We start from the raw sequence: 22,273 nt of genomic DNA on the forward strand, positions 1-22,273 counted from the left end.
ACGCCCACCGCGGCGTGCGGCTGGCAGACTTGCGGAGTGAGTTCACCAGTTGTGCGCGTGCGCGAAGCCGATCGGCTCGGTTTCGGGGGCACCCTTGCCCGCTGGACGCGCCGCACCATCGCCGGTGCCGTGCTGATGGGCCTGCTGTTGGTCGGCGGCACCGCGGCGCGCGTGTGGCAGGTCGCCAGGATCGACGACCCGACCAAGGCCGACGCCATCGTCGTGCTCGGCGCGGCCCAGTACTCGGGGACGCCGTCCTCGGTGTTCGAGGCGCGCCTGGAGCAGGCCGTGAAGCTGTTCAACAGGGGCGTCGCGCCAACGGTGGTCACCGTCGGCGGCAAGCAGGAGGGCGACGTCTACACCGAGGCCGCCTCGGGGCGGAACTATCTGATCGGTCGCGGCGTGCCGGGCGACCGGATCATCGCCGTCGAGGAGGGTTCGGACACCCTGCGGAGCGTCGAGGGCGTGAGCCGGGAGATGGGCGAGCGCGGCATGAACTCGGCCGTCCTGGTCAGCGATCCGTGGCATTCGCTGCGGACCAGGACCATGGCCCGCGACGCCGGGCTCGAGGCCTGGACGGCGCCGACCAGGCAGGGGCCCGCCGTCTTCACCCGGGAGTCGCAGGCGCACGGAATCGCAAGGGAGACAGGTGCGTTGATCTGGTATCAGCTCACCCACTTCTCCGCTGACTTCCCCTACACCGCGGGACAGTGATGGCGCAGGATCCGGTGGCGGACTACACCGAGCACGACCTGGAGCGGCGGGTGGCGGAGGCGCCGAAGAGCGGCGGGCTGCCCGGCACCTCGGCCCGGCGCACCGACTTCTCGCGGGACCGGGCCCGGGTGCTGCACTGCGCGGCGCTGCGTCGGCTCGCCGACAAGACCCAGGTGGTCGGCCCGCGGGACGGCGACACCCCGCGGACCCGGCTCACCCACTCGATCGAGGTCGCGCAGATCGGCCGCAGCATCGCGGATGGCCTCGGCTGCGACCCGGACCTGGTCGACCTCGCCGGGCTCGCCCACGACATCGGCCACCCGCCGTACGGGCACAACGGCGAGAAGGCCCTCGACGAGGTCGCCGCGGAGTGCGGCGGGTTCGAGGGCAACGCCCAGAACCTGCGGATCCTCACCAGCCTGGAGCCGAAGGTGCTCGATGGCGACGGGCGCAGCGTCGGGCTCAACCTCACCCGCGCGGCACTCGACGCGTCGATCAAGTACCCGTGGGCGCGTCCGTCGCCCGGCGCCAAGTTCGGCGCCTACGACGACGACGCCCAGATCCTGGCCTGGGTGCGCGAGGGCGCGCCCGGGCGACGGCGCTGCCTGGAGTCGCAGGTGATGGACTGGGCGGACGATGTCGCCTACTCGGTGCACGACGTCGAGGACGGGGTGATCGCCGGTCGCATCGACCTGCGCGCGCTCGCGGACCCCGCCGAGCAGCGGGCCCTGGCGGAGATGGGCGCCTCGGAGTTCCGCGGGCTGATCGTCGAGGACCTGGTCGAGGCCGCGCGGCGGCTGTCCGTGCTGCCGGTGGTGGTCGGCGCGAGCGGCAGCTTCGACGGCACGCTGGCCAGCTCGGTGGCCCTGAAGAACCTCACCAGCGAGCTGGTCGGGCGGTTCGCCACCGCGGCGGTGACCGAGACGCGCCGGGTGGCCGGTGATCGCCCGCTCTCGCGGTACTCCGCCGACCTGGAGATCCCGCCGGTGGTCGGCGCGGAGGTGGCGCTGCTCAAGACCGTCGCGCTGCGGTACGTGATGTCCGACGCCGGGCACCGCACCAAGCAGGACCGGCAGCGCGACCGCATCCATCGGGTCTCGGAATGGCTGCACCGCACGGCGCCGTCCGGGCTGGACCCGCTGCTGCTCTCCGCCTGGGGGCGCGCGGCGGACGACGCGGCCAGGACCAGGGTGATCGTCGACCAGATCGCCTCGTACACCGAGAGTCGGCTCGAACGCGTCGACAAGCAGAGCCTCGGCGCTCAGGCGAGCTGGGGATAGCGCCTACACTGCTCGAGTGGCCGGCCGAATTCCTGAACGAGACATCGCGGCCATCCGCGACCGGACTCATATCGAAGACATCGTGGGGGAGTACGTCGCGCTCAAGCGCAGCGGCGGCGACTCCATGAAGGGCCTGTGCCCGTTCCACGACGAGAAGTCGCCCTCCTTCCATGCCCGCCCCAACCACGGGACCTACCACTGCTTCGGCTGTGGCGAGGGCGGCGACGTGTACTCGTTCATGCAGAAGATCGAGCACATCTCCTTCGTCGAGGCCGTCGAGCAGCTCGCCGACCGGCTCAACTACACGATCTCCTACGAGGGCGGCGGCCCCTCCGTGCAGCGCGACCGCGGCACAAGGGCGCGACTGGTGGCGGCCAACGCGGCCGCCCAGGAGTTCTACGCGGCACGGTTGCGGGAACCGGACGCCCAGACCGCCCGCGACTACCTCACCGAGCGCAACTTCGACGGCCAGGCCGCGATCACCTTCGGCTGCGGCTACGCGCCGGACGGCTGGGACACCCTGACCAAGCACCTGATGGTCAAGGGCTTCGAGGCGAACGAGATCATCGACGCCGGCCTGGCCACGCCCGGTAAGCGCGGCACCCCGATCGACCGGTTCCGGCGTCGCCTGGTCTGGCCGATCCGCAACCTCGGCGGCGACGTCATCGGCTTCGGCGCCCGCAAGTTGTTCGACGACGACACGATGCCGGGCAAGTACATCAACACGCCGGAGACCATGCTGTACAAGAAGTCTCAGGTGCTGTTCGGTCTGGACCTGGCCAAGCGGGACATCGCGAAGGGTCACCAGGCGGTGGTCGTCGAGGGATACACCGACGTGATGGCCATGCACCTGGCCGGGGTCAAGACCGCGGTCGCCGCCTGCGGCACCGCGTTCGGCGAGGACCACCTGGCGATGCTGCGCCGACTCCTGATGGACGACAGCTACTTCCGCGGCGAGGTGATCTACACCTTCGACGGCGACGCCGCGGGCCAGGCGGCGGCCCTCAAGGCGTTCGAGGGCGATCAGAAGGTGGCGGGGCAGACCTACGTCGCGGTGGCGCCGGACGGGATGGACCCGTGCGAACTGCGCCAGTCGGCGGGGGACGCGGCGGTGCGCGACCTGGTCGCCCGGCGCATCCCGATGTTCAAGTTCGTGATCCGATCCCTGCTCGCCGAGCACGACCTCGACACCGGCGAGGGCCGGGTCGAGGCGCTGCGCCGGACAGTGCCGGTGGTCGCCCGGATCAAGGACGAGGCGCTGCGCGAGGACTACGCCCGTCAGCTCGCCGGCTGGATCGGCTGGGACGACATCCCGACGGTGATCAAGCGGGTCCGCGAGGAGGCCCGCAGGAACTCGCCGAGGTCTGGTCGCGGGCCGCAGCGGCAGGAGCGGAGCCGGGTTCCGGAGCAGGGCGCCGGGGAGGCGCCCGCTGGTCCGGCCCGGCCGAACCCCACGGACCCGACGCTGTGGCCGCAGCGGGAGGCGCTCAAGTCGGCCCTGCAGTACCCGTCGATCGCCGGCTCGGTGTTCGACTCGCTGCCGTCCGAATCGTTCACCCATCCCGCGTACGCGCTGGTGCGCGACGCGATCGCGGCGGCGGGCGGGACCGGCGCCGGTCTCGGCGGGGCCGAGTGGATGGATGCGGTCGGCAAGCGGGCCGAGCCGCTGCAATCGCTGGTCACCGAGCTGGCCGTGGACCCGATGCGGGCCTCGGACGTGCCCGCGTACATCCCGCGGGTGCTGGCCCGGCTGCAAGAGGTGTGGGTGGGCAATCAGGTGGCCGACCTCAAGTCGAAGCTGCAGCGGATGTCGCAGGCCGACCAGCCCGACGAGTACATGTCCCTGTTCGGCGACCTGGTCGCGCTCGAGCAGTACCGGCGCAGCCTGCTCGAGCAGGCCGTCGGGGACAGCTCCGACGACCTGTAGCGGGTCCGCCCCTACTTGCGGTCGCGCGGGACGTAGATCGTGGTGTCCGCGTCGATGGCCTCGAGCGGCTCGAGGCGGGGCTGCGTGTTCAGGCTGTCGGAGAGCTTCTGCCTGCCCACGTCGATGACCTTCTTGGTGGCGGGGCTTGCCGCCACGGCCTTGGCGGCCTTACTGATCTGTTCGTAGCGCGACCTGCCCGCCTTGGTCCCCAGCACGTACCCGACGCCGACAGCGATCAACAAGCGCATCATCCCTGCTTTCCTCCTCCGACCAGCCTCTCAACAGTCTGCCTGATGGGCCTCCGGGCAGGCGATTTGGTACCTGGGTGGGGGGATGGGTTAAAGTCTGTCCGCAGCCAAACGGAAACGAACGGCTGACGGAATAATCCCCTGTAGCTCAATTGGCAGAGCTTCCGACTGTTAATCGGACGGTTGCTGGTTCGAGTCCAGCCGGGGGAGCATCCGGGAGGACCCCGTCACACATCGTGTGGCGGGGTCCTCTTGCGTTCGGCGGTGCATGCAGCTGCGGGCGCCTCGGTTCGACACCCTCGGCGGACAATGGGGGGAGTGGGGCCGGTAGCATTTCGGCGGGCCGCTGATGTTCTTGATGTGGCCCATGGGGCGGTAGCTCAGTCGGTTAGAGCCGTGGACTCATAATCCATTGGTCGCGGGTTCGAGCCCCGCCCGCCCCACTCGAGATGCCACCCCTCGCGCCAGCGGTGCCGGTAGGTTTCACCGCATCGATCGTTCGCGGACCCTGGCAGGGGAGCCCGACCATGAGCGCAGCCAAAGAGCCGGCGGGGACCGCCCGCTACTACGCCCACCGCGTGCAGCGGATGGTCGGTCGCGACCCAGACGAGGCGCACCGGTCCGCGACCCCGTTGGGAACTGCTCTTCGACCTGACGTTCGTCGTCGCGTTCGGCGTCGCAGGGGAGGAGTTCGCGCACCTCGTCGCGGAGGGTCACCTCGGGAGTGGCCTCGCCGGGTTCGGGTTCGCGATGTTCGCGATCATCTGGGCCTGGATCAACTTCTCGTGGTTCGCGTCCGCCTACGACACCGATGACTGGATCTACCGGGTCACCACGATGGTGCAGATGGTCGGGGTGGTGATCCTCGCGCTCGGTCTGCCGCAGATGTTCGCCTCGATCGACCGCGGGGTCGAGCTCGACAACTCCGTGATGGTCTCCGGGTACATCGTGATGCGCGTGGCCATGGTCTTCCAGTGGCTGCGGGCCGCGAAGCACGATCCGACGCACCGCCCCGCGGCGCTGACCTACGCCGTGACGCTCGTCATCGCCCAGGTCGGCTGGGTGGCGGTGGTCATCGCCCCGCTCACCGTCGAGGAGGTGTTCGCGGTCGCCGCGGTGCTCATGCTGCTCGAGCTCAGCGGACCCGTCATCGCCGAGCGGAACAAGGGCGGGACGCCGTGGCACGTGCATCACATCGTCGAGCGCCACGGGCTCTTGGTCATCATCACGCTGGGAGAAGGCGTGATCGGCACGGTGGCGTCGCTCTCGGCCGTCGTGGGGAGGCAGGGGTGGACGCTCGATGCGGTTCTGGTCGCGATGGCCGGGATCGGGCTCACCTTCGGGCTGTGGTGGGTCTACTACATGCTCCCGTCGGCCGAGGTACTCGAGGTGTACCGAAACCGTTGCTTCGTCTGGGGTTACGGCCACATCGTGATCTTCGCGTCGCTCGCGGCGGTTGGGGCGGGGCTGCATGTCGCGGCCTACTACATCGAGCATCTCGCGCACGTCGGTGCGGTGGCCGCGGTGCTCGCCGTGGCGATACCCGTCGCCGTGTTCATCGGCGCCATTTATCTGCTCTACGCCTACCTCGTGCGGGTGCCCGATCCGTTCCACCTGATCCTCCTCGTTGGCACCGGCGCGACCCTGCTTCTCGCGGTCGTCATTGCCGCACAGGGGGTCTCGATGGCGTGGTGCCTGATCGTGGTGATGCTGGCGCCGGTGGTGACGGTCGTCGGCTACGAGTGGGTCGGACATGCGCACGAGGCGCGCGCTCTCGACATCAGTCTCGGTCGCGCGGACCAGGGGCGCGATCACTAGCCTGAACCCATGACGATCCCGCCCGACACCAAGAACTGGACCTGGGTTCTCGAGCGACCCTGCGCCGACTGCGGATTCGATGCCGGTGCGGTCGAGTACGAGGACATACCCGGCCTGGTCCGCGCGAACGCGGCGGCCTGGCCCGCGGTGCTGGCGCGGCCCGAGGTGGCCGTGCGGCCGGACGAGCAGACCTGGTCGGCATTGGAGTACTCCGCGCACGTGCGGGACGTGTTCCGGATCTTCCTGCAACGCCTGGAGCTGATGCTCGCGCAGGACGACCCGCAGTTCGCGAACTGGGATCAGGACGAGACGGCCGTCGCCGAGCGCTACGGCGAACAGGACCCGGCGACGGTCGCGGCCGAGCTCGGTGCCGCCGCGGCCGCCGTGGCGGACGCGTTCGCCACGGTCGCGCCCGCGGACCGGGGTCGACGGGGGCTGCGCAGCGACGGATCCGCGTTCACGGTGGACTCGCTCGCGCGCTATTTCGTGCACGACCCGATCCATCACCTGCACGACGTCCGCGGCTGACGGACGCACGTCCAGTTCGGGGCTCGGATCGGCGCCAGGGGCAGAGTGGGAGTCCCCGCGGTGTCGGCGCCGGAACCCCCTTTGTGCTGGTCTTTTCTAACTTCGTTAGACCATGGCACGAAATCCTTCTAGAACGTGTTCCAATTTGCCGACTTTCAGGATATCGTGTCCGCTGTGATCACCGTCACCTCGATCACATATAGCGGACGCGGACGAAAGGCCGGAACGAAATGAAGACAAAAGGCGCGCTGTTGTGGGGTCTCAACGAGCCGTGGTCGGTCGAGGAGATCGAGCTGGGTGATCCCCGCGAGGGCGAAGTCCAGATCCGCATGGAGGCGGCCGGTATGTGCCACTCCGACTATCACATCGTCACCGGTGCCACCCCGATGCCGTCGTTCCCGGCGCTGGGTGGGCACGAGGGTGCGGGTGTCGTCACCAAGGTCGGCCCGAACGTGAAGCGGCTGAAGGAGGGCGACCATGTCGTGCTGTCCTTCATTCCGGCCTGTGGCGCCTGTGACCCCTGTACGCAGGGACACCAGAACCTCTGCGACCTGGGCATGAACCTGCTGACCGGCCAGTCCATCTCGGACGGCTCGTTCCGCATCCAGGCCCGCGGCCAGAACGTCATCCCGATGTCCCTTCTCGGCACGTTCTCGCCGTACATGACCGTGCACGAGTACTCCGCGGTCAAGATCGACGAGCACATCCCGTTCGACGTCGCCGCGCTCGTCGGCTGCGGCACGACGACGGGCTGGGGCTCGGCGACCAACGTCGCGCAGGTCCGCCCCGGTGATTCCGTCGCGATCGTCGGCGTCGGCGGCGTCGGCATGGCCGCGCTGCAGGGCGCGGTGGTCTCGGGTGCACGCCACGTGATCGCCATCGATCCGGTCCCGTTCAAGCGCGAGCAGGCCCTCAAGTTCGGTGCCACGCATGCGTTCGCGAGCCTCGAGGAGGCCATCGTCCCGGTCATGGAGCTGACCTGGGGCAAGATGTGCCAGAAGGTCATCCTGACCATGGGCGAGATGGACGGCACGCTGGTGGACCCGGCGCTGACCCTGACCGCCAAGGCCGGCACCTGCGTCGTGACCTCGATGGGCAACATGTCCGACATGGACGTGAAGATGAACCTCTTCCTCTTCGCGATGCTGCAGAAGACGCTCAAGGGCAACGTCTTCGGCGGCGCCAACCCGCGTCACGAGATCCCGATGCTGCTCGACCTGTACAAGTCGGGTCAGCTCAATCTGCAGGACATGATCTCCAACACCTACAGCCTCGAGCAGATCAACGAGGGCTACCAGGACATGCTGGACGGCAAGAACCTGCGCGGCGTCATCAAGTACACCGACGCGGACCGCTAGAGCTACACCTCAACGGCGCCGGGCAGCTCAGTCGAGCTGCCCGGCGCCGCTGTCTATCCGGTCAGCCACTCGTCGATGAGACCGGCGACCCGGTCCGGCGCGTCCAGCGGGACGAATGCGCCGCAGTCGTCGAGGATCTCGAGCCGAGCGTCCGGGATGTCGCTTGCCAGCCTGCGGCCCAGGTCAAGGCCGAAGACGCGGTCGTCGGCGCCCCAGATGAGCAGCGCGCCGCCCGTGTAGGTGCGCAGCTGCTGCGCGGCGGCCAGGGTGTGTGAGGCTTCGATGCCCGCGAAGAACTTGACGGTGTCTCGGCGCAGCATGGGGTCCCGCAACGGCCGGGTCCAGCCTGCGATCACCCCGTCACCGGGCCCCCGATGGCTGAGCGGGCGGGGAATCGCGAACCGTCGTGCCGCCCGCAGCCGCATGAGCTGCCCGCCGAGGGCGAGGACCCCGGGCGCCCTGCCGAGCGCGAAGAAGGCGCGCAGCGATCGGGGCGGAAACTGCTCGTAGGCATCGCAGGCGGTGAGGACCAGCGTCCGCACCAGATCGGGATGGCGGGCGGTCAGGATCTGGCTCAGGCCGCCGCCGGTGTCGTTGCCCACCACCGTGACCCGGCTCAGCCCGAGCTGCCCGACCACCTCGGCGGCCAGGTCGGCCAGCGCGGGCGGGTTCAGATCGGCGCCGGGGTTCATCGGCCGGGTGTGCGAGCCGAGGGGGAGCGTCGGCAGCAGGCACCGGTATCCGAGCGCCGCGGCCCGATCGGCGACGCCGTCCCAGAGGTGACTGTCGACGAGCGCGCCGTGCACGAACAGCAGCGGAGTGCCCGTCGGGGCGCCGCGCTCGCGCAAATGTACCGGGCCCGCGGTGGTCTCGATCCAGCGTTCCTTTTCCAGGTTGGTGCCGCTCTGCGTCATGTCGGACTCCTGTATTGAAAATGCATTCAATAGTGACTTCGACGGTAGCCTCTGTTGAACGTCATTTCAATAGCCTTCGAGACCCTAGAGTGAGCGCGACCGAGGGGAGGGGTGCCGATGCCCGAGCAACGCACCCGGCTGACGACCGAGCAGCGTCGTGCCGAGCTGATCGAGGCGACCCTGCGTGCGCTGTCCACCCGGGAACCGGAACGGCTGTCCGTGCAGGAGATCTCGGCCGAGGCCGGGGTGTCCGTCGGGCTGCTGTACCACTACTTCGGCGGTAAGGACGCGCTCGTCTTCGCGGCGATGGAGTCCGCGGCGGACAGGATGATCGCGGACCTGACCGCGGCCACCGGCGAGGGACCCCTGCTCGGCAGGCTGATGGCCGGGCTCGGGGCCTACCTCGATCACGTGCAGCTGCACAGCGTCGGCTGGCAGGCCTTGATGCGGGCCGGCGGGAGCTCGGGCCTCGCCGAACTCGGTCGCCGAGTGGACGCGGCCTCGTTCGAGCTGATCCTCGACGCGCTCGGCATCGATGCGCCGAGCGAGGTCGCGGTCATGGTGATCGAGGGCTGCCTGGCATTCGAGAAGGCCGCGTGCCTGCGTTGGCTGGCGAGCGCGGACGTCGAGCGGGCAGTGCTCGAGCAGGTGCTGGCCGGGACGTTCCTGTCCGCACTGCAATCCGTCTCTGGTGCGGATCCCGCGGTGGCGGCCGGGCTGGCCGGGCTGGCGGAGGGCTGAGCGCGGTCTCGTAGGCTGCACGGGTGCACAGCCTCGATGCGATCGAACACTGGCCCGTCGACCATGCCGCGGTAGCCGTGATCGGCCCGGACGGCAGGATCGGCGCGGCCGGGGACCAGGACCGGGTGTTCGCGCTCGCCTCGGTGACCAAGCCGCTCGTGGCGTACGCCGCTCTGGTGGCCGTCGAGGAGGGTGCGATCGAGCTCGACCAGCCCGCGGGGCCACCCGGCGCCACCGTGCGGCACCTGCTCGCACACACCTCAGGGCTGGCGTTCGGCGAGCCGACCGTGCAGAGCGCGCCAGGGGCCAAGCGGATCTACTCCAGCGCGGGATTCGAGGTGCTGGCCGACCTCATCGCGGCGGAGACCGACATCGCATTCCCGGACTACCTGCGCGAGGCGGTGTTCGCCCCGCTCGGCATGGCGGCATCGACGCTCGACGGTCCGGCGGGGCACGGCGCCCGGTCCAGCGCGGCCGACCTGGCCCGGTTTGCCCAGGAGCTGCTGGCTCCGACCCTGATCTCGGCGGAGACGGCGGGGGAGGCCACCAGGGTCCAGTTCCCCGGCCTGGACGGCCTGTTGCCCGGCTACGGCGTCCAACGGCCCAACGACTGGGGGCTCGGCTTCGAGATCAAGTCCCACAAGGCGCCGCACTGGACGGGTGCCACGAACTCGCCGTCGACCTACGGCCATTTCGGTCAGTCCGGGACCTTCCTGTGGGTCGACCCGGACCGCTCGATCGCGTGCGTCGCGCTGGCCGACCGGGCCTTCGGCGACTGGGCCAAGGCCGCCTGGCCGCCGCTGAGCGAGGCCGTGCTGGCCGAGCTCGCGGACATTTGATCACACCAATCCCTTCTATAACTGGCGCAACAGGGGGCGCACAGGGCACACTGGTGACGCAAATCGCGCGCCAGGCACAAATGAGGTCGTTGGGGAAGACGTCCCTCGTCTGAGCCGGAGGTGCTTGTGCGCGCGTTGAATCAGTTCGCCGATGCGACGACTGGTGTGCTCTACGTGCATTCGTCGCCCGCCGCGGTGTGCCCCCACGTCGAATGGGCGCTCACCGCCACCCTCGAGAGCCCAGCCAACCTCAAGTGGACCTCACAGTCCGCCGGAGACGGGCTGCTGCGCGCGACCAGCAACTGGGTCGGGCCGGTGGGCACCGGCGCGCGACTGGTCACCGCGCTGCGGTCCTGGCCGATGCTGCGGTTCGAGATCACCGAGGATCCCAGCGACGGCGTCGACGGCGAGCGGTTCAGTCACGTCCCCGGGCTCGGACTGTGGCGCGGCGCGATGAGCGCGAACGGCGACGTGATCCTCGGGGAGATGCGGCTGCGCGCGCTGATGCAGGCGCACGGCAGCACGGGCGAACTCGCCTCCGAGCTCGACACCGCGCTCGGCACGGCCTGGGACGAGGCGCTCGAGCCGTACCGCAGTGGCGGCGAGGGTGCCGAGGTCACCTGGCTGCGCAGGCACGTCGGCTAGGGCGCGTCCCCAACCCTGTTCCTGGCGTCGAGCAGCTCGTCCAGATGCTCGCGGGACCAAGCGCAGGCCGCCGCCATCGGCTCGAAGAGCGAGCGGCCGAGCGCGGTGAGCTCGTACTCCACCCTGGGCGGGATCTCGGCGTAGGCGGTGCGGGTGACCAGGCCGTCGCGCTCCATGGCCCGCAACGACTCGGTGAGCACCTTCGGGGTGACCGTGCGCAGTGGGACCTGGAGCTCCGAGAACCGGCGCGGGCCCTCGCGCAGGCAGGTCATGATCCGCGCCGTCCATTTGTCGCCGATCCGAATCGGCGCGGGACCGGTCGAGCAGCCCTCGAACATGTCGGGCTCCAGAGGCTTCGTCACCAGGTCAGCGTAACTATCGTTGCGGTAACCGGCACCCTGCTCGCTACCTTCGCGTCGTCGGTCGGCGATCGTGCGCCGGCCCCGTTGAACGGAGCCACCCATGAGCAGGATCATCATCTTCGGAGCCGGTGGGCGTGCCGGACGCCGCGCGGTCTCCGAGGCCCTCGCCCGCGGTCACCGGGTCACCGCGGTGGTCCGCGACCCCGCACGGTGCCCGGAACTCGCCACGCTCGGCGCGGACCTGGTGACCGGGGACGCCACCGACGCCGACAGCATCGCCGCTCTCTCGGCCGGCCACGATGTGGCGATCAGCGCCGTCGCCCGGATGGATCTGCCGTCGTCGGAGTTCTATGTCGCGGCCACCGAGGCGCTGCTCGATGGCCTCGGCCGGGCTCTGGTGGGTCGGATGCTGGTCGTCGGGATCGGCACGCTGCTCGAGACCGAGCCGGGCGTCCGCGTGCTCGATGCGCCCGGCTTCCCCTCGGAGGCAAGGGAGTTCTCGCTCGGTCACGCGGCCGAGCTCGAGGTGCTGCGCGGCGCCGACACCGATGTCGACTGGCTGATGCTGGCGCCGCCGCCGGTTGTCCTCGACGAGGTCGCCGAGCGCACGGGGGAGTACCGGATCGGCGGTAGCACCGTGATTGCCGATGCAGCCGGGGCGCGGCCGTTCTCGTACGCGGACCTCGCCGTCGCGCTGATCGACGAGGTCGAGCGTCCGAAGCACAGCCGAGAACTGGTCGCGATCGGCTGACGGTGGCCCGGCGAGGGGAGGTTCTCGGGCTCTCGGCGCGACAGACCCGAGAACCACCCCCTCGGCCGCCTGTGGATGAGCGGTTCGGTCATCCACAGATCGCGGATTCCCGGCCCGGTCGGCTTGCGACACGTCGAGGGTTGGGGAGTGCACCCGATGCCGTTCCGCGGAACCCTGGCCGTACGCCGGGGCACCGTGACGGCGCATCAGCTCAGGCGGGACTTCGTGCGGCTGCACCGAGACGTCTACGTGCGCAAGGGGACTACGCCGACCGCGATCGCCCGTGCCCGCGCGGCGCAGCTGTGGGCGGGGGACCGCGGTGTGCTCGCCGGGTTCTCCGCCGCTGCCCTGCACGGCAGCAAGTGGATCGATGCGAGCGAGCCCGCCGAGCTGATCCGCGCCGGTCACGTGCGGGCGCCGAAGGGAATCGTGGTCAGGAAGGCGGAGCTGCTCGACGGTGAGACCTGTCGGATCGACGGGATGGCCGCCACCACCCCGGCGCGAACCGCGTTCGACCTCGGGCGTGGACTCGGGTTCGACCGGGCGGTCGAGGTCCTCGACGCGCTGTGCAACGCCACAGGTCTCGACCCCGCCGAGGTGTCGGCGATCGCGGAGCGGCACCCCGGCGTACGCGGCCTGGTCCGGCTACGACGGGTGCTCGACATGGTCGACGGCGGAGCGGAATCGCCGGCCGAGACCCGAACCCGGTTGTTGATCGTGCGCGACGGGCTGCCGCGCCCGGCGACCCAGATCAGGGTCCGCGACGAGTCGGGGCGGGTCATCGCGAGGTCGGATCTCGGTTGGGAGCGCTGGCGGGTCCTGGTCGAGTACGACGGCGAGCACCACTGGCTGGACGAGCGGCAGCGTTCCCGCGACATCGACAGGGCCGCCGTCCTCGAGGCGCTGGGCTGGGCGGTGGTTCGCGTGAGCGCAGAACTGCTCCGTGATCGGCCCGGCGTGGTGCTGGAGCGGGTCCGCGCGAAGTTGCGCGTGGCCGGGGCGCCGGTGTGAGCCGGCGAGGGGGAAGTTCTCGGGCTTTTCGACGTCATGGCTGCCCGAGAACCGCCCCCTCGACGAGGGAACCACCCCCTCGGGAATGGATCCGCCGCAGTCGGCGTTGAACCAGGCGGTCGTCAGTTTTGTGTGTTTGTGTTTACCGCACGCTCGCAAGAACTCAAGTTGCGTGCGCTCTGTTTGCCTTCAGGAATCTGGAGACGCCGAGTCTCGAACCGGCCCGGGGCACCACACGGTGTGGGTCCCGTCATCCCAGCCCTGTGAGGAGCAAATATGAGTCAGGGAACAGTCAAGTGGTTCAACGCGGAGAAGGGCTTCGGCTTCATCTCGCGCACCGACGGACCGGATCTCTTCGTGCACTTCTCCGAGATCCAGGGTTCCGGTTTCCGGAGCCTCGAGGAGAACCAGCAGGTCGAGTTCGAGGTGACCGAGGGCCCGAAGGGCCCGCAGGCCACCGCGGTTCACGTGCTCTGAGCCACCCGTTCAGCAAGAATGGTCCCCGACCTCAGGTCGGGGGCCCTTCTCGTCTCTGGTGCCGATCAGAGCGGGATGTTCTTGTGCTGCCCGCGGCCGGCCGGTGCGGCCGCCAGGGCGGCGGTGACCCGGCTGCGGGTCTTGGCGGGCTCGATCATCTCGTCGACGACGCCGATCGAGATGGCGCGGCTGACGCCGCCCGCGATCGCCTCGTGTTCGGCGGCGAGGCGATCGTGCAGTGCCTCACGCTCGTCCTCCGGGGCGGCGGCGAGAGCCCGCTTGTGCAGGATGCCGACGGCTGCCTTGGCGCCCATCACGGCGACCTCGGCGTCCGGCCAGGCGTAGACGGCGGTGGCGCCGAGGGCCCGCGAGTTCATCGCGATGTACGCGCCGCCGTAGATCTTCCTGGTGACCACGGTGACGCGGGGGACGGTGGCCTCTGCGAACGCGTGCAGCAGCTTGGCGCCGCGACGGACGACACCCTCCCACTCCATGCTCACCCCGGGCAGGTAGCCGGGGACGTCGACGATCACGACCAGCGGGATGCCGAACGCGTCGCAGAGCCGGACGAAACGCGCGGCCTTCTCGGCGCTCTCCGAGTTGAGGCAGCCGCCGAGGCGCAGCGGGTTGTTGGCGATCACGCCGACGGTGCGACCGCCGAGGCGTCCGAGGCCGGTGACGATGCTGCGGGCGTAGTTGCCCTGCAGCTCCTCGAGGGTCGACTCGCCCTCGACGTTGTCGAGCAGTTCGTGCACGATCGGGCGCACGTCGTAGGCGCGCTTGGCCGACGCCGGCATCAGCGCGCGCAGGTCGGTGTCGCCGTGCTCGGCTGCGGCCTGGTCGAAGGTGCCCTGGTCGCAGAACATCGACACCAGGCGGCGCGCTCGATTGAGTGCATCCAGCTCGTCGGTGGCCGCGATGTGCGCGACGCCCGACTTCTTGGTGTGGGTGTCCGGGCCGCCGAGCGATTCCATGTCGACCTGCTCGCCGGTGACCGAGCGGACCACGTCCGGGCCGGTCACGAAGACCCGTCCCTCGGGCGCCATGATCACGACGTCGGTCAGCGCGGGTCCGTATGCGGCGCCGCCGGCGGCGAAGCCGAGGACGACGGAGATCTGGGGGACCAGGCCGGACGCGCGCACCATTGCCTCGAACACGAGGCCGACCGCGTGCAGGGCCTCCACGCCCTCCGCGAGCCGCGCACCGCCGGAATGCCAGATGCCGACGATCGGGGACTTCTCGTCGATCGCGGTGTTGATCGCGTTCACGATGTGCTTGCAGCCCTCGACGCCCATCGCGCCGCCCATGACGGTCGCGTCGGAGCAGTAGGCGATCGTGCGAACTCCGTCGATCTCGCCGGCAGCGGCGAGCACACCGGACTTGTCACGATCGTGCAGCGGGACGGTGGTCCCGGCGTCGAAGAGGTTCTCGAGTCGCGCCATCGGGTCGCGGGGATCGAGCTGGGCATCGGATCGGGTGATCGGGGCCAAGATGGTCATCGCTTGTCCTCCTTGTACTGGCCGCCTGCGGGCGGTAGTCGGGGTGGGGGCCCCTGGCTGCGAGGCCCCCACCATCGAGCTAGTCCGACCGGTCAGACTCGGCCGAAGGCGAGCGCGACATTGTGCCCACCGAATCCAAATGAATTGTTGAGCGCGAAGTCGATCTGGCCGTAACGGGGTTCACCCTTCACGACATCGAGATCGATCTCTGGATCCTGGTTATCGAGATTGAGCGTGGGCGGAATGACTCCGTCACGCACAGCCAGGACCGTGAGCACGGCTTCGAGCGCACCGACGGCGCCGATGGAGTGCCCGAGAGCTGACTTCGGTGCGTACACCGCAGCGTGGCCACCGACCGCGGACTTGATGGCCAGTGCCTCGGCCGTGTCCCCGATCGGCGTCGCCGTGGCGTGCGCGTTCACGTGGGTGATGTCGGACTTCGCCAGACCCGCGGTCTGGATCGCCCGTGCCATCGCGCGGGCCGCGCCCGTGCCCTCGGGGTGCGGCGCCACGATGTGGTAGCCGTCCGAGGTGATGCCCGCGCCCATCAGGCGTGCGTGGATGGTTGCCCCGCGCGCCTTGGCGTGCTCCTCGGTCTCGAGGACCATCAGTGCCCCGGCCTCGCCGAAGACGAAGCCGTCGCGATCCTTGTCGAAGGGACGCGAGGCGGCCTTCGGATCGTCGTTGCGTGAGCTCAATGCCCGCATCATCGCGAAGCTCGCGATCGGCACGGGATCGATCTGGCCCTCGACGCCACCGGTGACGACGATGTCGGCGTCACCCATGATGAGCATCCGGTATGCGTGCGCGATCGCTTCCGAGCCCGACGAACACGCCGAGACGGGAGTGATCACGCCTGCGCGGGCGCCGAGCTCGAGCCCGACGACCGCGGCGGGACCGTTCGGCATCACCATCTGCACAGAGAACGGCGACACCTTCCGGTATCCCTGGGTCTTGATCTTGTCGACGGCGTCGATCAATGCCTCGCCGCCCCCGAGTCCGGTACCGAGGACCACGCCGAGCCGGTCCTTGTCCACCTCGGGGCTGCCCGCGTTCTGCCACACCTGGCGTCCGAGCACGAGAGCGAGTCGCTCCACGAAGCTCATCCGCCGGATCTCGACGCGGGAGAGTGCATCGTCGGGGTTCACCTTCAGGTGCCCGCCGATGCGGACGGGAAGGTCGTACTCCGCGACGAACGGATCTTCGAGGACGTCGATCCCGCTCTCGCCTGCGAGCAGGCCCTTCCACGTGGCATCCACGTCACCAGCGATCGACGTCGAGGCCGCGAGGCTGGTGACGACGACGTTGGGGAAGTTCCTGGTGGAAGTCACGGGCGAGCTCACTCCTCGTTCGCGGAGTCGAGCTTCGCCTTGACGGCGTCAGCGGCGTCGCCGCCCTCGGCCTCGAGCTTCTGGATGTAGCTGACGGCGTCGCCGACGGTGCGCAGGCTGGCGAGATCCTCGTCGGGGATCTTCACGCCGTACTTGTCCTCGGTCTGCACGGCGATCTCCACCATGGACAGCGAGTCGATGTCGAGGTCGTCGACGAAGGACTTCTCGATGGTCACCTCGGACGGCTCGATGCCGGTGACCTCCTCGATGATCTCCGCGAGTCCGGCAATGATGTCTTCCTGGGTGGTGGCCACTTCGTGGCTCCCTTCTTGTTTGGTGTTACTTGGGTCTGGCGTTGGCCGGTCGGCAGACCGGCCATTGTGGTGTGTGGTCCTGCTGCGAGGGGCCTAGGGCCGCAGGATTGCGGCGGGCCTCATCCGAGCCCGGTGAGCTCGGACAGCGCGGGGATGTCGTCCGGCGTCTTGAGCGCCAGCGTGGGGGTCCCCTTCATCTCCCGCTTGGCGATACCGACCAGGGTGCCGGCCGGGGGGAGTTCGGCGATCGCCGTGACCTGGGCCGCGCGCAGCGACGCGGTGCACAGGTCCCAGCGCACGGGCCTGGTCACCTGGGCAGCCAGCTTGGCCAGCGCGTCGGCGCCGGAGGTGACCGGCTGACCGTCGGCATTGGACAGTAGCGTGCGCGTCGGATCCGAGGGGCTGATTCGGGAGGCCGCCTCGGTGACGGCTTCCTGGGCCGGCGCCATGAACGCGGTGTGGAACGCGCCCGCCACCGGCAGGGCCCGGACGCGGGCCTTCTCCGGCGGCGCTGCCGCGAGCTCCTCCAGGGCGCTGAGCAGGCCGGCCGCCACGATCTGGCCGGCCGCATTCCGGTTCGCCGGCTCGAGGCCGAGCTCGGCCAGCCGTGCCAGGACGACCTCTTCGTCGCCGCCGAGCACCGCGGACATGCCGGTCGGCTCCAGCGCGCAGGCCTTGGCCATCTCGGAGCCGCGGAGCGCGGCGAGCGCGACGGCGTCGTCCGAGGAGATCACGCCTGCGATGGCGGCCGCGGCCAGCTCACCGACCGAGTGTCCCGCGGCGATCAGGTCCGTGGGGACGAGTCCGCGGCGCTCGAGCTCCTCGAAGGCGAGCAGCGCGGCGGCGACCACGAGCGGCTGGGTGACCGAGGTGTCGGTGATCTCGTCGGCCGTGGCGGTGGTGCCCAGGCGTTCGAGGTCGAGGCCGGAGGCCTTCGACCAGATGGAAATGCGGTCTGCAGTGCCCGGCAGCTCCAGCCAAGGGCTGAGCATGCCGGGGGTTTGGGAGCCCTGACCCGGGGCAAGCAACGAAATCACAAGATAAGGGAACACTGTCCAGCGGCATGTGGGTGATGTTTTTGACCATCAACCTTGGACAAGTGTTTTGTAGGGTTCCCACAAAATCGCATGTGGGGAACTCGCATCGGAAGTGGACGGCGGAACGTTACAAGTCGATCGCACGGTTTGTGAAGAATGTGATTGGTGTGACTGGATGCGTTGTTTCGTGACTGGCCTGAGCCAAACGACCCACCGTTGACGCGACCCTGAGCACGTACGCGTCGCGCGGGTTCATGGGGTCTCGGCCGGTGATCTCGCTGATCCTTTTAAGTCGATACCGGACAGTGTTGGGGTGCACGAACAGTTTGCGGGCACAGGTCTCAACGGCGGCGCCACAGTCGAGATAGGTCTCGAGGGTGTCGGTCAGCGCCGACCCCGCGGCGGCCAGCGGTCGCACGAGCAGATCGATGAGCGAATCGAGGGCCGCCCGGTCACCGAGCAGGGCCCGCTCGGGCAGCAGTTCACCGGCGTGGACCGGCCGCGGGGCGCCCCGCCAGCCGGCCACCGCCTCCATGCCGGCCAGGGCCTCCACCGCGCTGAAGTGCGCGGCGCTGAGGGTGCGGGTGGTCGGCCCGATCACCACCGGGCCGTCGGAGAAGTTGGTGAGGAGGTCCGTCATGAACTGATCGTCGTACGGGTCCTGCATGTCGCCGCTGACCACCATCACCAGCCGGGAGCCCTGCACGACGGCGAGCGCGGCCCGCCCGTGCTTCTGCGCGATCGAGTGAACGGTGCTGACCACCGACACGCCCTGTTCGGGCGGCGGGGTGCCGACGAGGACGGTCGCGGGCGCGGTCGCGTCCCAGTTGAGTGTCGCTGCGCGGGAAAGCATGTCGGAGCCGGTGTCGCCGCGGACCACCGCGTCCACCACGAGGGCCTCCAGGCGGGTGTCCCACGCGCCGCGGGACTCGGCGGCGCTGGCATAGACGGAGGCGGCGGCGAACCCGAGCTCGCGGCCGTAGCGCAGCACTGCCTCGGTCAGGGCGATGAGCTGTTGCTCGTTCCTGGCCAGTGCGGGCAGCCACTGCTCGAAGAACTCCATCGCCACGCGCACCATGTCGACGGTCTGACGGAGGGTCAGCCTGCGGGCCAGGTCCTGGGGGATGACCTGGAAGGCCTCCATGCTGAAACGGATGTCGCCCTCGGGGTCCTTGAGCCACTCGAGGAAGTTGACCACCGCGGTCTGCACGAGCAGCTGCACGCTCGCGCGCTGGTCGGCGTCGAGGTCGCCGACGAACGGGAGCTGGTCCTGCATCGAGGTGATCGCCTCGGTGGAGAGCCGGCCGGAGAACTGCTTGACCCGCCGCAGCAGTGCGTCGGGCAGGGGGTCGCGGGGCTGACGCTGCCTGCCGAAAACCGGCACGGCCGCCGCCTGTGTCCCGTCGTCGGCGGAGCCGTCCAGCGGGGGTTTCTGCTCGCCCATAGTCTCGAAACTTACGCCCACCGTGACCTCAGGCGCCCGGGGGCGCGAATTGCGCGCTTCCCGGGCGCCTGATTTGTCAGGTGTCTATAAACGCTCGTGCACAGATAGTCGTCAGGCGCTGCCGGGGTCCTTCAGCGACTTCGGCGCCGCCAGGACGTCGTCGATCCGGTAGTGCCGGGCGGCCGCCGCCGGGGTGTTGTGCTCGAGCTTGCCCTCCTTGGCGAGGCCGGCCAGCGCCGCGACCACGATCGACTCGGCGTCCACGTTGAAGTAGCGCCTTGCCGCGGTCCGGGTGTCGGAGAAGCCGAACCCGTCGGTGCCGAGCGTGGTGTACGCGCCGGGCACCCACTGCCGGATCTGGTCCGGGACCGCCCGCATCCAGTCCGAGGCCGCCACGAACGGGCCCTCGGCGCCTGCCAGCGCGGTGGACACGTACGGCACGGCGGCGGTGGCCTGCGGGTTCCGCAGCGCCTGTCGCTCGCACTCGACGCCGTCGCGGCGCAGCTCGCCCCACGACGTCACCGACCACACGTCCGCCGCGACGCCCCAGTCCTCGGCGAGCAGCTGCTGGGCGCGCATGCCCTCCGGCATCGCGACGCCGGAGACCAGGATCTGCGCGCGGGGTCCGGTGCCCGTGCTCTTGCTGTACAGGTAGATGCCCTTGAGCAGGCCCTCGACGTCGAGGTCCTCCGGCTCGGCGGGCTGCACGTACGGCTCGTTGTAGATGGTCAGGTAGTAGAAGATGTTCTCGCCGCCGAACCCGTCCTCGCCGGGCGTGCCGCCGTACATCCGGCGCAGGCCGTCCTTGACGATGTGCGCGATCTCGTACGAGAACGCCGGGTCGTAGGTCACCGCGGCGGGGTTCGTCGACGCCAGCAGCAGCGAGTGCCCGTCGGCGTGCTGGAGGCCCTCGCCCGTGAGCGTGGTCCGGCCCGCCGTGGCGCCGAGCACGAAACCGCGGGCCATCTGGTCGGCGGCCGCCCAGAGTCCGTCACCGGTCCGCTGGAAGCCGAACATCGAGTAGAAGATGTACAGCGGGATCATCGGCTCGCCGTGGGTGGCGTAGGAGGTGCCGACCGCGGTGAACGAGGCGGTGGAGCCGGCCTCGTTGATGCCCTCGTGCAGGATCTGGCCGATCGAGCTCTCCTTGTAGGCGAGCATCAGGTCGGCGTCGACCGAGGTGTACAGCTGGCCGTTGCGGTTGTAGATCTTCAGCGACGGGAACCACGAGTCCATGCCGAACGTGCGGGCCTCGTCGGGGATGATCGGCACGATCCGCTTGCCGATCTCCTTGTCGCGGAGCAGCTCCTTGAGGACCCGCACGAGCGCCATGGTGGTGGCGATCTCCTGCTTGCCGGAGCCCTTCCGCAGCGAGTCGTATGTCTTGTCCTCGGGCAGTGCCAGCGGCGCGACGTCCGTGCGGCGCGAGGGCAGGAACCCGCCCAGCTGCTTGCGACGGTCGAGCATGTACTGGATCTCGGGGGCGTCCGCGCCGGGGTGGTAGTACGGCGGCAGGTACGGGTCCTTCTCCAGCTCGGCGTCGGAGATCGGGATCCGCTGCAGGTCGCGGAACGCCTTGAGGTCGTCGAGGGTCAGCTTCTTCATCTGGTGGGTCGCGTTGCGGCCCTCGAAGTGCTTGCCGAGGGTGTAGCCCTTGATGGTGTGCGCCAGGATGACCGTCGGCTGGCCCTTGTGCTGCAGCGCGGCCGCGTAGGCCGCGTGGATCTTGCGGTAGTCGTGCCCGCCGCGCTTGAGGTTCCAGATGTCCTGGTCGGACAGGTCCTTGACCAGTTCCTTGGTGCGGGGGTCGCGACCGAAGAAGTGCTCGCGGACGTATCCGCCGTCGTTGGCCTTGTAGGTCTGGTAGTCGCCGTCGGGGGTGGTGTTCATCAGGTTGACCAGCGCGCCGTCCTTGTCGGCGTGCAGCAGCGCGTCCCACTCGCGGCCCCAGACGACCTTGATGACGTTCCAGCCGGCGCCGCGGAAGAACGACTCCAGCTCCTGGATGATCTTGCCGTTGCCGCGGACCGGGCCGTCGAGGCGCTGCAGGTTGCAGTTGACCACGAACGTGAGGTTGTCGAGGCCCTCGGTGGCGGCCACGTGCGCCAGGCCACGCGACTCCGGTTCGTCCATCTCGCCGTCGCCGAGGAAGGCCCAGACGTGCTGGTCGGCGGTGTCCTTGATGCCGCGATCGTGCAGGTAGTGGTTGAACCGGGCCTGATAGATGGCGTTCATCGGGCCGAGGCCCATCGACACCGTGGGGAACTCCCAGAAGTCGGGCAGCAGCCGCGGGTGCGGGTACGACGGCAGCCCGCCGCCTGCGTCCGCGTGGCTGTGCTCCTGGCGGAAGCCATCCATCTGCTCGGCCGGGATCCGGCCCTCGAGGAAGGCGCGGGCGTAGATGCCGGGGGAGGCGTGACCCTGGATGAAGATCTGGTCGCCGCCGCCGGGGTGGTCCTTGCCGCGGAAGAAGTGGTTGAACCCGACCTCGTAGAGGGCAGCGGAGGACGCGTAGGTGGAGATGTGGCCGCCCACGCCGACGCCGGGGCGCTGCGCGCGGTGCACCATGACCGCGGCGTTCCAGCGGATCCAGGCGCGGTAGCGACGCTCGACCTCCTCGTCGCCGGGGAACCACGGCTCGTTCTCGGTCGGAATGGTGTTCACGTAATCGGTGGAGGTCAGCGCGGGGATGGACACCCGATTCTCGCCCGCACGCTCGAGCAGGCGCAGCATCAGATAGCGGGCGCGCGCCGGTCCCGAGTTCTGCAACAGGCCGTCGAAGCTGTCCAACCACTCGGTTGTCTCGTCGGGATCGATGTCGGGGAGATATGAGGCCACCCCCTCACGAATCACGCGGACGCGGCCGTCGCCGCTGGGTGCGGGCTGCTGCGCTGGCGAGAATTGGTCCTGGGTGGGCTCGGACAACGTATGACTCTCCTTCATCGGGGAGGACGCTCGGTGCGGCGCCCAATCCATGCGAATCGCCTGTGTGACGGCGGTCCGCTTTACGCGTGATGGTGATCTGGCTCAATCCT

General features: G+C 69.4%; 20 protein-coding genes, 2 tRNA genes and 1 pseudogene. 14 read left to right on the plus strand and 9 right to left on the minus strand.

The genetic code is table 11. The features are described from left to right. Positions 1-36: 36 nt before the first annotated feature. Genes ABIC28_RS22970 through dnaG form a run of 3 tightly spaced genes read left to right on the plus strand, consistent with a single transcriptional unit; the run spans position 37 to position 3,921 of the window. Complete coding sequence (locus ABIC28_RS22970; protein WP_097212016.1) at positions 37-714, plus strand: YdcF family protein; 678 nt, start codon at positions 37-39, stop codon at positions 712-714. Then, entirely contained in the window at positions 714-1,994 is a 1,281-nt protein-coding gene (locus ABIC28_RS22975) for a deoxyguanosinetriphosphate triphosphohydrolase (protein WP_354581048.1), read from the plus strand. The genes ABIC28_RS22970 and ABIC28_RS22975 overlap by 1 nt, the downstream gene beginning before the upstream one ends. Positions 1,995-2,010: 16 nt before the next feature. Beyond that, a complete protein-coding gene (gene dnaG / locus ABIC28_RS22980; protein WP_097212018.1) occupies positions 2,011-3,921 on the plus strand; it encodes a DNA primase in 1,911 nt (636 codons plus the stop codon). Between the two features lie 11 nt (positions 3,922-3,932). Here dnaG and ABIC28_RS22985 read toward each other — a convergent pair whose 3' ends face one another. Then, positions 3,933-4,172 (minus strand): hypothetical protein, encoded by a 240-nt coding sequence (locus tag ABIC28_RS22985; RefSeq protein ID WP_097212019.1) that lies wholly within the window; start codon positions 4,170-4,172, stop codon positions 3,933-3,935. 134 nt (positions 4,173-4,306) lie between these two features. Here ABIC28_RS22985 and ABIC28_RS22990 point away from each other — a divergent pair. The 5 genes and pseudogenes from ABIC28_RS22990 to ABIC28_RS23010 all read left to right on the plus strand — a co-directional run bounded on the left by ABIC28_RS22990 (position 4,307) and on the right by ABIC28_RS23010 (position 7,873). Then, positions 4,307-4,379, plus strand: a tRNA-Asn gene (locus ABIC28_RS22990). A 159-nt stretch (positions 4,380-4,538) separates the two neighbouring features. After that, positions 4,539-4,612 (plus strand) — tRNA-Ile (locus tag ABIC28_RS22995). A 144-nt stretch (positions 4,613-4,756) separates the two neighbouring features. Further along, positions 4,757-5,987, plus strand: a pseudogene (locus ABIC28_RS23000) (low temperature requirement protein A). 9 nt (positions 5,988-5,996) lie between these two features. After that, entirely contained in the window at positions 5,997-6,515 is a 519-nt protein-coding gene (locus ABIC28_RS23005; protein ID WP_097212074.1) for a DinB family protein, read from the plus strand. Positions 6,516-6,745: 230 nt separating this feature from the next. Beyond that, the gene (locus tag ABIC28_RS23010) at positions 6,746-7,873 is read left to right on the plus strand and encodes an NDMA-dependent alcohol dehydrogenase (RefSeq protein ID WP_097212075.1); all 1,128 of its coding nucleotides are present in this window, start codon (positions 6,746-6,748) and stop codon (positions 7,871-7,873) included. Positions 7,874-7,926: 53 nt separating this feature from the next. Here ABIC28_RS23010 and ABIC28_RS23015 read toward each other — a convergent pair whose 3' ends face one another. Continuing rightward, positions 7,927-8,787, minus strand: a complete 861-nt coding sequence (locus ABIC28_RS23015; RefSeq protein WP_354581052.1) for an alpha/beta fold hydrolase — start codon at positions 8,785-8,787, stop codon at positions 7,927-7,929. Positions 8,788-8,904: 117 nt separating this feature from the next. On the opposite strand from ABIC28_RS23015, the gene ABIC28_RS23020 reads away from it, so the two are divergent. The 3 genes from ABIC28_RS23020 to ABIC28_RS23030 all read left to right on the plus strand — a co-directional run bounded on the left by ABIC28_RS23020 (position 8,905) and on the right by ABIC28_RS23030 (position 11,012). Next, a complete protein-coding gene (locus ABIC28_RS23020) occupies positions 8,905-9,528 on the plus strand; it encodes a TetR/AcrR family transcriptional regulator (protein WP_143548464.1) in 624 nt (207 codons plus the stop codon). A gap of 23 nt (positions 9,529-9,551) precedes the next feature. Further along, entirely contained in the window at positions 9,552-10,367 is an 816-nt protein-coding gene (locus ABIC28_RS23025; protein WP_209926710.1) for a serine hydrolase domain-containing protein, read from the plus strand. Positions 10,368-10,493: 126 nt separating this feature from the next. After that, entirely contained in the window at positions 10,494-11,012 is a 519-nt protein-coding gene (locus tag ABIC28_RS23030; protein WP_097212204.1) for a DUF3145 domain-containing protein, read from the plus strand. On the opposite strand, the gene ABIC28_RS23035 is transcribed toward ABIC28_RS23030, so the two are convergent. Then, positions 11,009-11,374 (minus strand): winged helix-turn-helix transcriptional regulator, encoded by a 366-nt coding sequence (locus ABIC28_RS23035; protein WP_097212079.1) that lies wholly within the window; start codon positions 11,372-11,374, stop codon positions 11,009-11,011. The two genes, ABIC28_RS23030 and ABIC28_RS23035, sit on opposite strands and share 4 nt — an antisense overlap. Before the next feature lie 100 nt (positions 11,375-11,474). On the opposite strand from ABIC28_RS23035, the gene ABIC28_RS23040 reads away from it, so the two are divergent. The 3 genes from ABIC28_RS23040 to ABIC28_RS23050 all read left to right on the plus strand — a co-directional run bounded on the left by ABIC28_RS23040 (position 11,475) and on the right by ABIC28_RS23050 (position 13,613). Further along, entirely contained in the window at positions 11,475-12,125 is a 651-nt protein-coding gene (locus ABIC28_RS23040; RefSeq protein WP_354581055.1) for an NAD(P)-dependent oxidoreductase, read from the plus strand. A gap of 156 nt (positions 12,126-12,281) precedes the next feature. Then, positions 12,282-13,136 (plus strand): DUF559 domain-containing protein, encoded by an 855-nt coding sequence (locus tag ABIC28_RS23045; RefSeq protein ID WP_209926706.1) that lies wholly within the window; start codon positions 12,282-12,284, stop codon positions 13,134-13,136. 276 nt (positions 13,137-13,412) lie between these two features. Then, the gene (locus tag ABIC28_RS23050; protein WP_027500001.1) at positions 13,413-13,613 is read left to right on the plus strand and encodes a cold-shock protein; all 201 of its coding nucleotides are present in this window, start codon (positions 13,413-13,415) and stop codon (positions 13,611-13,613) included. 65 nt (positions 13,614-13,678) lie between these two features. Here the strand turns inward: ABIC28_RS23050 and ABIC28_RS23055 are convergent, their stop codons facing one another. The 6 genes from ABIC28_RS23055 to aceE all read right to left on the minus strand — a co-directional run bounded on the left by ABIC28_RS23055 (position 13,679) and on the right by aceE (position 22,214). After that, complete coding sequence (locus ABIC28_RS23055; RefSeq protein ID WP_354581058.1) at positions 13,679-15,112, minus strand: acyl-CoA carboxylase subunit beta; 1,434 nt, start codon at positions 15,110-15,112, stop codon at positions 13,679-13,681. A 92-nt stretch (positions 15,113-15,204) separates the two neighbouring features. After that, complete coding sequence (locus tag ABIC28_RS23060; RefSeq protein ID WP_097212082.1) at positions 15,205-16,455, minus strand: KasA/KasB family beta-ketoacyl-ACP synthase; 1,251 nt, start codon at positions 16,453-16,455, stop codon at positions 15,205-15,207. Further along, positions 16,452-16,757, minus strand: a complete 306-nt coding sequence (gene acpM / locus ABIC28_RS23065; RefSeq protein ID WP_077041999.1) for a meromycolate extension acyl carrier protein AcpM — start codon at positions 16,755-16,757, stop codon at positions 16,452-16,454. Before acpM ends, ABIC28_RS23060 begins: the two co-directional genes overlap by 4 nt. Positions 16,758-16,876: 119 nt before the next feature. After that, complete coding sequence (locus ABIC28_RS23070; RefSeq protein WP_077041998.1) at positions 16,877-17,794, minus strand: ACP S-malonyltransferase; 918 nt, start codon at positions 17,792-17,794, stop codon at positions 16,877-16,879. Positions 17,795-17,921: 127 nt separating this feature from the next. Then, on the minus strand, positions 17,922-19,238 hold the full coding sequence (locus ABIC28_RS23075) for a PucR family transcriptional regulator (RefSeq protein ID WP_097212083.1): 1,317 nt from the start codon (positions 19,236-19,238) through the stop codon (positions 17,922-17,924). Positions 19,239-19,349: 111 nt separating this feature from the next. Then, positions 19,350-22,214: a pyruvate dehydrogenase (acetyl-transferring), homodimeric type gene (gene aceE, locus ABIC28_RS23080; RefSeq protein WP_179800566.1), complete on the minus strand. Its 2,865-nt coding sequence runs from the start codon at positions 22,212-22,214 to the stop codon at positions 19,350-19,352. Positions 22,215-22,273 lie beyond the last annotated feature (59 nt).

Source organism: Rhodococcus sp. PvR044 (assembly GCF_040548995.1).
Lineage (GTDB): Bacteria > Actinomycetota > Actinomycetes > Mycobacteriales > Mycobacteriaceae > Rhodococcus_G > Rhodococcus_G oryzae.